Here is a 13,741-nt window from a genome sequence, read left to right on the forward strand (position 1 = left end):
CTGAAATTTTTTTCAGGCCGCGCCACGGAATCGATTCGCCACCGCCGCTCGGCGATTGACCGACTGTGAGTGCGGTCGTACGATCCCGCTCGATCCTCGTGTGCTGAATCGGTTCGACGCATCGAGCGCGGCGTGGGCGGCCAATGATGAGTCTGAACCTTCTCCCATTCGACTACGAAGCATCTGCGAATACGGAGGGCTTCATGCCACTGATATCCACTCCGCTCCGACGGCGAGTCAGACTGCTCGTCGCCTCCCTGACCGCGGCGCTGATCGCCATGTCGATCACGGCCGGGATCGCGACGACCGCCAGTGCGGCGACGTCGCTCCCGTGCGACATCTACGCCGCGGGCGGCACGCCGTGCGAGACCGCGCACAGCACCACCCGGGCTCTGTTCGCTGCCTACGACGGTCCGCTCTACCAGATCCAGCGCGCCTCGGACGGCAGCTACCTGAACGTCGGATTGACGGCGGCGGGCGGTGTGGCCGCGACGGCGCCGCAGGTCTCGTTCTGCGCGGGCACCACGTGCACCATCACCAAGATCTACGACCAGACCGCCAATCACAACGATCTGCCGATCTCCTGGGGCGGCTACTGGAAGGGACCGGGACCGAACGGCGCGGACATCGGCGCGAACGCCATGGCGCTGCCGCTGACCGTCGGGGGCCAACCGGCCTATGGCGTCAAGGTCACTCAGGGCGTGGGATACCGCGTCGACAACGCCAAGAACGTGCCGACCGGCTCCGCGCCCGAGGGCGTGTACATGGTCACCTCGTCGACTTTCGTGGACCAGTACTGCTGCTTCGACTACGGCAGCGGTGAGAACACGCATACCGACACCGGAAACGCGACCATGAACGCGATCGAGTGGGGCACCGCGTGCTGGTTCGGCGGCTGCTCCGGCAGCGGCCCGTGGGTCGAGGCCGACCTGGAGAACGGCATGTACAGCTCGAACACCGGCCCGAACCAGCCGAGCTATCAGGGCATGAACTTCCCGTTCGTGACCGCGGTGGAGAAGAACAACGGGACGAGTAACTTCACCCTCGAATACGCGAACGCGGACAGCGGCGGACTGACCACCGGCTTCTCGGGCCCGCTGCCCAGCGGCTATTCGCCGATGAAGACCGACTCCTCGATCCTGCTCGGCACCGGCGGCGACAACAGCAACAGCGGAGTCGGCGAGTTCTTCGAGGGGGCCGTCACCGCCGGGTACCCGTCCGATGCCACCGAGGCGGCCGTCCAGGCCAGCGTGGCCGCGGCGGGCTACGCGTTCGGCGGCTCCACTGGCGGCACCACCGGTCCGTTGCACGCGGTGGGTGCGGGCAAGTGCCTGGACGATCCGAACTCGACGACCACCGCGGGCACCCAGCAGCAGATCTGGGACTGCAGCGGCCAGGCGAACCAGACTTGGACCCACAACTCGTCCAACGAGCTGACCCTCACCGTCGGTGGCACCACCGACTGCCTCGACGCCAACGGCCAGGGCACCAGCCCCGGAACCAAGGTCATCATCTGGCCCTGCAACGGCCAGGCCAACCAGCAATGGAACATCAACTCCAACGGCACCGTCACCGGAGTCCAATCAGGACTCTGCCTCGACGTGACCGGGGCGTCCACCGCAGACGGAGCCCTCGCCGAACTCTGGACCTGCAACGGCGGCAGCAACCAGCAATGGAGCCTCGGGTAGGAACCGACGTCGTCTGAAGTCACCCTGCCGGGGCGGCAGCACCCACCGCTCCGGCAGCGTCGTATTCAGCCGAAGACCCGACGCTGGATCTCGCGCCGGTAGTCGTCGTTGTGCGCGCCTGCCACCTGCTCGTCCGGCGAGCTTCACGAGAAGTATGGCGCACGCGACGCGGCGGCGGCTCCGGCTGTGCACCGGGCCGTCGCCGCGCTGTACCCGCTACGTCACCTGCGACGTCACCGGGGACTGAAATCCTGGTTCGTTCCCGGTGCGTTCTTGCACGGCCACTGATCGAGCTGCTGGCCGAGGTTGGAACCGGCGCCGTACACGTCGAGGCACAGCCCGCTGTTCTGGTTGCGGAACTCGTAGCTGCCGTCGGACTGCTGGATCGGCTGCCACAGGGCGTCCGCCGCTCCGCTCGCCGAGTCCTGGACGATGTCCGGCGTGCCCTGGGCCGTGGAGCCGCCCGCGACAGTGACAAACTCGCCGGAGTTCTCAGCCTGCAGTTCGCCGTAGCCGCCCGAGGCGGGGACGAACTGGAACTGCTGGTTGGTCTGGCCGTTGCACGTCCACTGGTCGATCGCCGCGCCCGCGCTGCTCGAAGCGCCGTAGACATCCGCGCACAGGCTGTCGTTGCCGACGACAAGCTGGTGGTAACCGGACGGGTATCCGGTCGTCGCACCCGCGGGCGTCAGGTAGATCGCGAACGCGTCGTGCGAGGCCTGGAACGTGAACGGCACGGTGATCGAGCCGCCGGACGTGCTCACGTTCTGGCTGGAGACGGTGAGCGGCGCGGTCAGGGGTGCCTGATCGGGAATCCGCTCGACGGTGACGTTCACCGCGCCGCCGCCGGCCAGCCACGGTACGGCGGAAAGCCCGCTGAAGGTGACCGACGCGGTGCCGGTGTAGCCGTTGGAGTCCCCGACGATGGCCACAGCGCGCTTGGCGGCGCTGTCCTCCGACGCCGAGATCGCCGTGCTTCCGACCTGGCCCGAGGTGGTGACGAGCGTGCCGGTCATGTCCGCGTAGTCTCGCATCGCCCACCAGTTGCCGGTCGGCTCCCACGTGCCGTTCACCTGCGTGAGCACGCCGGTGAGGTTCGGGGTGACGCAGCAGACCCAGTTGCCGCGCATCGCGTTGGTATAACCGGACTGCGCGAAGCGGGCCAGGTACCACGCCGTGACCCCCGCCGTCTGCCGATCCGCCGGCTGGTATTCGTTGGCTGACAGCGGCACCTGTCCGATGCCCGCCGCGGACACGTCGGAGTCGATCGCCTGGGAGACGGTGACCGGATCGTCGACGTCGCCCTCGTCGTGGTTGGTGATCATGTCCGGCACCGTGCCCGCGCTCTTGACGTGCGCCAGCCACGTCTGCCACTCGCCCTGGTTCCGCTGCGGCGTGTAGGCGAAGTCCGGGCCGACGATCTGCGCGTTCGGGGCGATGCGGCGGATCTCCCTGTAGGCGGTATCCCACATCTGGAAGTACTGAGTCGTGTCCACGCCGCGCGGCCAGAAGATCGAGATGTCGGGCTCGTTGTAGATGTCGTAGGCGAACTTCAGGCCGGTGGCCTGCAACGCGCCCACGGTGTCGTCGATGAACGTGACCCAGTTCGAGCAATCACCGTTGTCGCAGGGGTAGACCGTATCCGAGGGCTGACCTCCGTTGAGGCCGTACAGGTCGCTCAGCAGCATCTCGTACTGCGCGTGGTACGGGGCTTGGGTCAGCCGCTTGGCCTCGGCGACGATGGAGTTGATATCGGCCTGAGTCGCCGACCCGAAGCTGTAGTTGTCCTTGACCCAGCCCCCGGAGAACCAGCCTCCGCCGCGGAACGCGGTGATGTTCAGCGGCTGCAGGTACTGGTCGCTGGGCTGCGTGCCGTCCGAGCTGATGCCGTAGAGGAATCCCTCGCCGACGCCGGTCGACGCGCCGCGGGCGGCGGACAGGTCCACGCTGAGCGACTCTCCCGCCGTGGCGGCAGCGGCGGCGGCATGGCCGGCGGTCGGCACCAGGCCCGTCAGGGCCAGCGCGAGAGCCGCGGCGAGGGCGGCGAGCACCAGGCGGATGGATCGGGTTCGCGTACGCATGCGGATTCCTCCTGCGGTTGCGGCCACTGCGTTGGGGCGACGCGAAGGGGCGGCGGCCGGCCGCACCCAGTCGAACCGATTGCGCGAATCGATTCGGGCAGTCGGTTCGACCGGGATGCTAGAGGCGGTACAGACGGACGTCAACAGCACTCTGCGGCAGTCGCTCGTCGGATGGAAGGGATCGAATCGATTGCCTCAATCGACCTAGTCCCCGCGTGAAATCTTCAGTTGAGCGTCCACTGCTGGTTGCTGCCGCCGTTGCAGGTCCAGAGTTCGGCGAGGGCTCCGTCGGCGGTGGAGGCCCCGGTCACGTCGAGGCAGAGTCCTGATTGGACTCCGGTGACGGTGCCGTTGGAGTTGATGTTCCATTGCTGGTTGGCCTGGCCGTTGCAGGGCCAGATGATGACCTTGGTTCCGGGGCTGGTGCCCTGGGCGTTGGCGTCGAGGCAGTCGGTGGTGCCGCCCACGGTGAGGGTCAGCTCGTTGGACGAGTTGTGGGTCCAGGTCTGGTTCGGCTGGCCGCTGCAGTCCCAGATCTGCATCTGGGTGCCCGCGGTGGTCGTCGAGTTCGGATCGTCCAGGCACTTGCCCGCACCCACCGCGTGCAACGCTCCCGTCGTACCGCCACCGCCACCGCTGCTGGAACCGCCGAGTGCGGCGAGCGCCGCGTAGAACGAGGGCTTGGGCTGGTAGTTCTGGTCGAACATCGTGGCCGCGCCCCACCCCGGGAAGGTGCCGGGAATCCACGAATCGGGGTCGCCCACCCCCCACTGCGAGACACCCACACAGCGGGAGACGGCCAGGCAGTCCTTGACGACGTTGCCGTAGTCAGTGGCCTGCTGCTGGAGCGCGGCGCTGGACGCGGGCAGCTGGATCCGGTCGTCGAGCTCGGTCACCGCCACGTCCAAGCCCAGGTTGGCGAAGCGCTGCATGTTGGCCTGCATGTCCGAGGGCACCTGGCCGACGATGAAGTGGCTCTCGAATCCGATGCCGCCGAGCGGCACGCCCTGGGCGAGCAGCGATTGGGCGAGGTTGTACATCGCGTCGCTCTTGGCGTTCTCGCCCTCGATGTTGTAGTCGTTCAGGTACAGCTTCGCGTTCGGGTCGGCGGCGTGCGCGGTGCGCAGCGCGTCGGCGATGTAGCCGGAGCCCATCGCGTTGTAGAACGCGTCCGCGACGAACGAGCCGTCCCCGTTGAACGGCTCGTTCACCACGTCCCAGGAATAGACCTCGCCCTTGTAGTGGGTGACCTCGGCCGTGATGTGCGCCTCCATCGCGCCCTGGACCTGGTTGGACGGCAGGCTCGAGACCCAGGAGGGCAGCTGGTTCTGCCAGACCAGGTTGTGGCCGCGCACCCGCATGCCGTGCCCGGACGCATAGGAGACGATCTGGTCGCCGGGCCCGAAGTTGTACGAGCCGTTCGACGGCTCGGTGGTGTCCCACTTCATCTCGTTGCCCGGGGTCACCATGTCGAATTGGGCGTCCGCGACGCCCAGCAGCGTCGAGTCGCCGAGGTTGCCGTCGGTCAGGGCGGTGCCGAAGTACCGCCCGTCCGCCGTCGCGGCCGCCTTGAGCGTGGTGGCGCTCGCCGCGGCGGCGGGCGCCGCCCCGGTGGCGACCGCGGCGATCAGGGCGCCCGTGGCGGCGAGCGCCAGTATCGATGTTCTCGGAGAATGCATCGTGAAATCCTTCGCAGGCCATGCTGCACGGAAGGGTGGGCAAGACGCGCCGTCGCCGCCCGGCGCGGGCAGCCGCGGGCGAAGGCGGGCCGGCACACGGCCGGCGAGGACCCGGGCTGTGCGATGCAGAAAACCCGCGCGAGGCCGGGACGTCAAGTGCCGCTGAAACTTTCACGACCCCATGCGCGATACGCACGCACGTCCGTGGCCTGACGCCCGGAACTCAAGGAAAGGTTTGACATCCGGGCGCGCCGGGTGCAACGTCTCCCCCCGCATCACCTCGGGCCCCCATCCAGATCCACCCGCCGCATCCGGGGCTCGAAATGTTAGCGCTAACAGTGTTGTGTCGATCCTTGATGTCCATCGGTTTCAATCACAGGAGGCACCCGGTGAGAAAGAACCTCACCTCCAACCCCGGTCGCGTGCTCGCCGCGGTCGCGCTCGCCGCCGCAGCGCTGACCGGCTACGCGGCCACCGCCGCCCCGGCGCACGCCGCGACGCAGGGCCCGTGCGACATCTACGCCGCGGGCGGCACCCCGTGCGTGGCCGCGCACTCCACCACCCGGGCCCTGTACGGGTCCTACAACGGCAACCTGTACCAGGTGCGGCGCTCCTCGGACAACGCCACCTTGAACATCGGCGTCACCTCGGCCGGCGGCTACGCGAACGCCGCCGCGCAGGACAGCTTCTGCGCCGGCACCACCTGCGTCATCACGATCATCTACGACCAGTCCGGACGCGGCAACAACCTGACCGACGCCCCGGCCGGCGGGGCGCAGCCGGGACCGGACAACCTCGCGATCGCCACCGCCGCCCCCACCACGCTCAACGGGCACGAGGCATACGGGGTCTACGTCGTGCCCGGCACCGGCTACCGCGACGACACCACCAACGGCATCGCGACCGGCGACAACCCGGAGAGCGAGTACGCCATCTTCGACGGCACTCACTACAACGGCGGCTGCTGCTTCGACTACGGCAACGCCGAGACGAACAACAACGACGACGGCAACGGCACCATGGAGGCCATCTACTTCGGCAACATCAAGGTCTGGGGATACGGCACCGGCAACGGCCCCTGGATCATGGCCGACATGGAGAACGGCCTGTACTCCGGCGTGAACGCGGGCTACAACGCCAACGACCCGACCATCGACTACCGCTACACCACCGCGATGATCGAGGGCGGCGCCAACCAGTGGGCCATCCTCGGCGGCAACGCCCAGTCCGGCGGCGTGTCCACGTTCTACAGCGGGCCGCGGCCCAACGTCTCCGGCTACAACCCGATGCACAAGCAGGGCGCGATCATCCTCGGCATCGGCGGCGACAACAGCGACGGGGTCGACGGCACCTTCTACGAAGGCGTCATGACCACCGGCTACGCCTCCGCCTCCACGGAGGCCGCCGTCCAGGCCAACATCGTCGCCGCCGGCTACGGCTCCGGCGGCTCCACTGGCGGCACCACCGGTCCGTTGCACGCGGTGGGTGCGGGCAAGTGCCTGGACGATCCGAACTCGACGACCACCGCGGGCACCCAGCAGCAGATCTGGGACTGCAGCGGCCAGGCGAACCAGACCTGGACCCACAACTCGTCCAACGAGCTGAGCTTGACCGTGGGTGGCACCACCGACTGCCTCGACGCCAACGGCCAGGGCACCAGCCCCGGAACCAAGGTCATCATCTGGCCCTGCAACGGACAGACCAACCAGCAATGGAACATCAACTCCAACGGCACCGTCACCGGAGTCCAATCAGGACTCTGCCTCGACGTGACCGGGGCGTCCACCGCAGACGGAGCCCTCGCCGAACTCTGGACCTGCAACGGCGGCAGCAACCAGCAATGGACACTCGCATGACGACCTGAGTGCACTACTCCTGCCGCCCCGACGGTGTCGGGGCGGCAGCAGGCAACTACCCACGTATTGCCGTGCAAAAGGGAAGCGATGTCGACCGAAGCATCAACTCGCTGTCGTACGTGTCCTCCGGTCCCGACGTGCACAATGTCGGACCGCTCGGCTGGTGCGTCGGCTACGTCACCACCTGGGAGATCACCACGGAGAACCCGGGGCAGAACTTCCAGGTCCACATCCACTGGACCGCCTTCGGCTGACGTGCGTCCGCCCGCTCGGAGACGGTTCCCGAGCGGGTGGACGCACGCCGCGGCGCTCAGTTCAGGGTGCAACTGAGCGTCGGAGCCGCATTGGTGCCGGAGTAGTTCGCCTGGAAGCCGAACGAGGTGTTACCGCCGGGCGCGACGGAGCCGTTGAAACTCGCGTTCGTGACGGTCTCACTCTGCCCGCTGTGGCTCTCCACACCGTTCCAGAGGTTGGTGATCTGCTGGTTGCCACCCCAGTTCCAGGTCACCTTCCAGCCGTTGCTGCTCGCGGAGCCGTTGTTCGTCACGGTCACCGTCGCGGTGAACCCGTTGCCCCACTGGCTGGTCACCGCGTAGCCGGCGACGCATCCGCCGCCGCCGCCGCTGCCGGCGGACGTCGTCGCGGTCACGCCGGCGGATTGGGCGGAGACGTTGCCCGCCGCGTCGTAGGCGGCCACGGTATACGTGTACTGCGTCGACGCCGACAGGCCGGTGTCGGTGAAGGTGGTGCCGGTGCTCGTGCCGACCTGGACGCCGTTGCGGTACACCCGGTACCCGGCCACACCGACGTTGTCCGTGGACGGCGACCAGGACAGCGACGCCGAGGAACTGGTCACACCGGTGACCGCGAGGTTCGCCGGAGTCGAGGGCGGAGTCGTGTCACCGCCGCCGCCGTTGGCCGTCGCGGTGACCGAGAAGCTGTTGGTGCCCAGGCCCTGGCCACCCTGCCAGATCTCGAAGCCCGCCTCCACGTCGATCAGGTAGTTCGAGGGGTTGATCGATCCGCGCGCCACCGCGTCCTCGAACAGGGCCTTGAGATCGAGGTTGCTGACGGACGTCGTGCCCGGATTCAGCACGTAGGAGATGATCTTCCACGAGGTTTGCTGCCCGGTCCACACGTTCCAGTTCATGCCGTCGAGGCTCGCGGTGCCGGTCTGCGAGCCAAACGGCTGCACACCGCCGCGGCTGTTGATCCAGACCATCACCTCGGTGCCGTCGGGCTGGCCCGTGGTGGTGGGCGTGGAGTTGAACCAGATGTCGTAGGCGACGTCGTACGCCCCGGAGGCGGGCTGCGTGGTGCTCCACGAGGAGACGGTGCTGCCCAGGTTGCTCATCTGGATCGGCAGGCCGCTGTTCCCGGTGCACGACCCCCAGTGGCAGCCCTTGTATATGGATGGGTAGGTGGCCGGCGCGCCGTTGGTGCCCAGGTTGAAGTTCGCCGTCGACACGTTCCAGCCGGTCCCGCCGGTGTACGTGATGCACTGCTGAGCGGTGGAGTTCCACTCGTTGGCCTGGATCGTGTAGTCGCCGGCCGCGATCGTGCCGGTGGCGGAGCACGTGGAGGTGTCCGCCTGCGCGGCCGGCGCGGCGACGGCGGCGGGCAGCGTCACCGCGAAGGCGAGCGTCAGCGCCGTCGCGAGCGCGCGCAGCCGGAGGAGTCTTCGAGCCATCGTTGAGTTCATCCCTTCGAGAGACCGCATCGCTCGGGAAGGTGCCAACGCCTTCGCCGCGGCTCAAGGGCCGACCACGCCGAGGGGGCCGGGGCGGTTCGGCGCCCCGGCGGACGGCGCAGGTCAGCGCCCGCTTCCGCCGGGGTCGCGGCGGCTCGGCGCCGTCCCGTAACCGTGAAACTTACAGACGTTGCGCTGAACCCGATGCCCTGGCCGGGAACGTCTCCGCCTTCGGTACCACGATGAGTGAGCTGAGCGGGCACGACCTGCGTACCTGGCGTACTCATCGCCGATTGGCTCTCACGCGGCCTGTCGAGGGGGAGCGCTCAGTACGTGTACTTCGCCGCCATCTTCAGTCGGGGCGGCGATGGCTACTACCTGTGCCGCCTTTGCCGGGCACCGTCGCGCCGGGTGGGAGGCGACATCGGAGCGCCCACTGGAGCTGAGCGCTACTCATTTCTTTTCTCGAAGTTCAAACTGCGGTCCGGGCTGCGGACTGTGGATGGCTGCCTTGACGCGGTGATAGGAACGAGGCTGGTAGCGGTGTGAGGGCCAAGTGAGCGCCGTATGCGGCTCGTAGGCGCTCGTCGAGGTCTTCGCGTGCTGCTGCTTTGGCGGGCTCGCGGCCCGAATCACTCCCACGAGCAAAGGGCCACGGGCAACGATGAGTACCTCGACAGCAGGAGCGGCGCACGAGGCAATTGAGTCGCCTGATCAGCCGCCGGTGCTCTCGGCCGCGGGTTGGGAGATACCGGAGAGCCTGGGCTATCGGGTCAAACGCGCGGTGCTGGGCAAGCCGCTGGTGACCGAGGCCCTGAGCACGGAGCGGCTGAGCAAGAAGATCGCCCTGGGCACCATGGGCATCGACATGATCTCCTCCTCGGCCTACGGCTCGGAGCAGATGCTCACCCAGTTGCTGCCCTACTTCGGCACGCTGGCGTTCATGCTGATCATGCCGATCACCGGCGTGATCCTGGGTCTCGCGTTCCTGCTGCTACTGTGCTACCGCGACGTGCTGAGCGTGTACACCAAGGCGGGCGGCTCCTACGTGGTCGCGCGCGAGCAGTTCGGCCCCAAGATCGCGCAAATCGCCGCGGTCGCGTTGTTGATCGACTACGTGGTGACAGTGGCGGTGCAGGTCTCCTCCGGCACGGATGCGATCGCCTCGCTTCTCGCGCTCAGCTACAACATCGACATCACCAGCGCGACGCTGTGGATCTCGGTCGGGGTCATCGTTCTGATGGCGTTCATGAACCTGCGCGGTGTGCGCGAGGCCGGGCGGGTGTTCGCCATGCCCGCCTATGTCTACCTTCTGCTGGTCGGTGCCACGCTGCTCGTCGGCCTGGGGGAGTTGGCCACCGGCAACCTGAGCCACGCGAACAACCTGCACGACACCAGCTACGGCGGCGTGGTCGCCCTCGGCACGCACACGCAGTGGCTGGTCAGCTTCGCGGCGATCTCCGCGATGCTGCGCGGCTTCGCCAACGGCGGCTCCTCGCTGACCGGTCTCGAGGCGATCTCCAACGGCGTGTCGGTGTTCAAGAAGCCGGTGGCCAAGAACGCCCGGATCACCCTGACGTATACGGTCGCGGCGCTCGGCTCGCTGGTGCTTGGCGTGTCGATCCTGGCCTGGCAGGCGCAGACGATGCCTTACAACAACGGCAGTCCGACGGTGCTGGCGCAGCTGACCCACCTGGTGTGGGGGCACTCCGGGTTCGGCAACTTCCTGTTCATCCTGGTGCAGATCGCCACCGCGCTGATCCTCTACACCGGCGGCAACACCTCGTTCTCCGGCTTCCCGTTCCTGACCTCGTTCGTCGCCTCCGACTCGTTCCTGCCTCGCCAGTTCACCCAGCGCGGACACCGGCTGGCGTACTCCAACGGCATCATCGTGCTCACCGGCCTGTCCCTGGCGCTGATCATCGTGATGGACGGCAACCTGACCCGGCTGGTCGCGTTGTACGCGATCGGTGTGTTCACCGGCTTCGTGATGGCCTCGGCCGGCATGTTCCGCTACCACCTGCGCCGCTCGGAGGAACGCCGCACGCTCAAGCTGGTCATCAACGGCGCCGCCTGCATCGCCTCGACCCTGGTGGTGCTGGTCTTCGCCATCTTCAAGTTCACCGAGGGCGCCTGGATCGTCGTGGTCATCTTCCCGATCGGCGTGTTCGCCCTCATCAAGCTGAACGAGAGGTACCGCAGGGAGGCCGCCGCCCTAGCCGAGGCCCCGGCGTCGGCCAGCGTGCCGACGCTGACCCGCTCCACCGTGCTGGTGCTGGTGGACTCGGTGGACCTGGCCGTCATCAAGGCGCTGCGTTACGCGCGCTCGCTGCGGCCGGTCGAGCTGCGCGCTGTGCACCTGATGATCGACTCGAAGCACGCCGAGCAGCTGCGCAAGCGCTGGGACGCCTCGACCGCCGCCGACGTGCCGCTGGAAGTCATCGAAGTGCCGGACCGGCGGCTGCGCCGGGCGGCCGCCGAGCTCGCGGCCCGCACGCACGAGGAGACCGGCACAGAGGTCACCATCATGCTGCCGCGCCGCGCCTTCCACATCACCAGCCGGTTCCTGCACGACCACACCGCCGACAAGATCGCCGGGGTCGTCTCGCGGCTGCCGCACGTCGCCGCGATGATCGTGCCCTTCGACGTGGTCGAGGCGATCGGCGAGATGCACGGCAAGGACGCGCTGGACAAGGCGACCGCCGTCGGGGCCAGGCCCGCCGTGGACGGCAGGGCCCCGGTCGGCGGCCCGGGACACCCGGCGCGGCGCACCAAGAAGATGCTCCTGGACGCCGAATGCGTGATCGACGAGGATCAGCCGGCCACCGGTGCGCACACCGAGGTCCGGCCGCCGATCCCGGTCCGCGACGTGCGCTGGCGCAACCGGGCGACGCTCGAGGGCCGGATCCGCAGCGTCTACGTCGGCCCCGTCTCCGGCTCCCCGGCGCTGGAGGCCGAGCTCTACGACGAGACCGGCGGCATCACCCTCGTCTTCCTCGGCCGCCGCTCCATTCCCGGCATCGAGCCCGGCGCCAAGATCCGGGTCGAGGGCATGGTCGGCGAGACCGAGGGCTACCTCGCGATGACCAACCCGTCCTACCGCCTGCTCCCGCGCGAGCACGACGGCGACGAGGAGGAGTGACCTGTTGAACCGACTCGGTCTCTCCGATTCCGCCGCGACGTGTGTGCGAGGCGGTGGATCCCATGGATCACATCCGCATGCGGACCCGATCCCTGAAGGACCGAGGCGGGGGACCGGAAGGGGAAGGGTGACACGGGTTCTGGTAGTGGACGACGCGCCGGAACTGCTGCGCACTCTGCGGATCATGCTCTCGGCCCGCCAGTACGAGGTCGTGGTCGCCGTCGACGGCGCGGCCGGCCTGGATGCGGCCGCGCGCCACGTGCCGGACCTGGTCATCCTCGACCTCGCGCTGCCTGATATGGACGGTACCGAGGTCCTCGCGGGCCTGCGCGCCTGGTCCAGGGCGCCGGTGCTGGTCCTGTCCGGCCGCTCCGAGCCCGACGACATGGTCAACGCTTTGGACGCGGGCGCGGATGACTACGTGACCAAGCCGTTCATCCCCGAGGTGCTCCTGGCCCGGCTGCGAGCTCTGCAACGCCGCGCCGCCGGCCTCGACGCGCTCGAGGACGCGCTGGTCGTGCCGATCGGCCACTACAGCGTCGACTTCACGGCGAAGACCGTGGACAAGCAGGTCGACGCGCCCGGAAAGCCGGCTCAGCAGGTCCACCTGACCAGGACCGAATGGGCGATCCTCGAGGTCCTGGTCAGCAACGCCGGCCGCCTGGTGCCGGGCGACGAGCTACACCGGCAGGTCTGGGGACCCGCCCAGGAAAACCAGGCCAGCCACCTTCGCTTCCACCTCTCCAGACTCCGCCAGAAGCTCGAACCCGAGCCCTCCCGCCCGCGCCAGCTCATCACCGAACCCGGCATGGGCTACCGCTTCCAGCCGTAGCGCTTTCGTCTCACGCGACGGCGATCGTGAATTCCGCCTGCGCGGCAAGCACTTCCGGTTCTCGTGTGAGGTGTTCACCGGCGAACGGAAGGCGCGCGGCGTCCGCTGCGTCGCGCGGAGTCGCGAGCCCTGGCAGGCCGCGGTCGTAGCTCAGGCGAGGGGGAGGAAGAGCTTTTCCATCTTCGCGACGCTCGTGGCACGGTCTCGGTCTCGATCTGCACCGGCGGTTACCTCCGGTCCGCTGCACCCCAGGATACCCCATGGGGTATTTGCGCTACCCCGGTGGCCTCGGGTTAAGATCCTCCGAGACATACCCCCAGGGGTATCGTTCCTTCTGTGTGAGGAGAGCGGGATGACGGTCGCGGGCGTCCACGATCAGGTCGGGATGGAGCGGGGGCAGGAGCCGCCGCCGGGCGTGCTGGGGCGGATCGGGCTGCTCGCGGCCCGCCGCTTCCGGACCACGGTGCTGCTGTGGCTGGTGCTGGTGGCCGGGCTCGGCGCGCTGGCGCCGCAGGTGACCAGCGTGCTCGCCGGAGCGGGATGGCAGGCGTCCGGATCGCAGTCCGTCCAGGTGCGCGACCTGGTCGACCGGCACTTCGGCGGGACCGGGTCCACCGCGATCCAGGTCGTGGTGCACGCCGACGGATCGGTCGCCGACCCGGCGGCGCGCGCGGTGCTCGCGAAGGCGACGGGCCTGCTTCAGGCGAACCGGAGCGTGGCCGAGGTGATCCAGCCGCGCCCCGGGCTCACGGTCAGCGCGGACGGGCACACCG

8 protein-coding genes and 1 pseudogene are annotated in these 13,741 nt (G+C 68.3%); 6 read left to right on the plus strand and 3 right to left on the minus strand.

The features are described 5' to 3' along the window. The first annotated feature begins 203 nt into the window (after positions 1–203). Positions 204–1,688: an arabinofuranosidase catalytic domain-containing protein gene (locus KDK95_RS13050; RefSeq protein ID WP_212518386.1), complete on the plus strand. Its 1,485-nt coding sequence runs from the start codon at positions 204–206 to the stop codon at positions 1,686–1,688. A gap of 233 nt (positions 1,689–1,921) precedes the next feature. Here KDK95_RS13050 and KDK95_RS13055 read toward each other — a convergent pair whose 3' ends face one another. Further along, positions 1,922–3,769, minus strand: coding sequence for an RICIN domain-containing protein (locus KDK95_RS13055; RefSeq protein ID WP_212518387.1), 1,848 nt, complete (start codon positions 3,767–3,769; stop codon positions 1,922–1,924). Positions 3,770–3,993: 224 nt separating this feature from the next. Continuing rightward, positions 3,994–5,448, minus strand: a complete 1,455-nt coding sequence (locus KDK95_RS13060; protein ID WP_212518388.1) for a glycoside hydrolase family 10 protein — start codon at positions 5,446–5,448, stop codon at positions 3,994–3,996. A 356-nt stretch (positions 5,449–5,804) separates the two neighbouring features. Between KDK95_RS13060 and KDK95_RS13065 the strand changes: the two genes are divergently transcribed. Both KDK95_RS13065 and KDK95_RS13070 read left to right on the plus strand, forming a co-directional pair. Continuing rightward, positions 5,805–7,304 carry an arabinofuranosidase catalytic domain-containing protein gene (locus KDK95_RS13065; RefSeq protein ID WP_212518389.1) on the plus strand — a complete coding sequence of 500 codons (1,500 nt, stop codon included), beginning with the start codon at positions 5,805–5,807 and terminating at the stop codon, positions 7,302–7,304. 71 nt (positions 7,305–7,375) lie between these two features. Continuing rightward, positions 7,376–7,558: a hypothetical protein gene (locus tag KDK95_RS13070; protein WP_212518390.1), complete on the plus strand. Its 183-nt coding sequence runs from the start codon at positions 7,376–7,378 to the stop codon at positions 7,556–7,558. Positions 7,559–7,614: 56 nt separating this feature from the next. On the opposite strand, the gene KDK95_RS36915 is transcribed toward KDK95_RS13070, so the two are convergent. Next, the gene (locus KDK95_RS36915) at positions 7,615–8,994 is read right to left on the minus strand and encodes a GH12 family glycosyl hydrolase domain-containing protein (protein ID WP_282971363.1); all 1,380 of its coding nucleotides are present in this window, start codon (positions 8,992–8,994) and stop codon (positions 7,615–7,617) included. A gap of 664 nt (positions 8,995–9,658) precedes the next feature. Between KDK95_RS36915 and KDK95_RS13080 the strand changes: the two genes are divergently transcribed. The 3 genes and pseudogenes from KDK95_RS13080 to KDK95_RS13090 form a co-directional block, all read left to right on the plus strand. Continuing rightward, complete coding sequence (locus tag KDK95_RS13080) at positions 9,659–12,136, plus strand: amino acid permease (protein WP_212518392.1); 2,478 nt, start codon at positions 9,659–9,661, stop codon at positions 12,134–12,136. A 127-nt stretch (positions 12,137–12,263) separates the two neighbouring features. Next, positions 12,264–12,968 (plus strand): response regulator, encoded by a 705-nt coding sequence (locus KDK95_RS13085; RefSeq protein WP_212518393.1) that lies wholly within the window; start codon positions 12,264–12,266, stop codon positions 12,966–12,968. Positions 12,969–13,320: 352 nt separating this feature from the next. Then, a pseudogene (locus tag KDK95_RS13090) lies at positions 13,321–13,741 on the plus strand (MMPL family transporter); the annotation flags it as partial.

Origin of the sequence: Actinospica acidithermotolerans, assembly GCF_018139625.1 — a bacterium.
Taxonomy (GTDB): domain Bacteria; phylum Actinomycetota; class Actinomycetes; order Streptomycetales; family Catenulisporaceae; genus Actinospica; species Actinospica acidithermotolerans.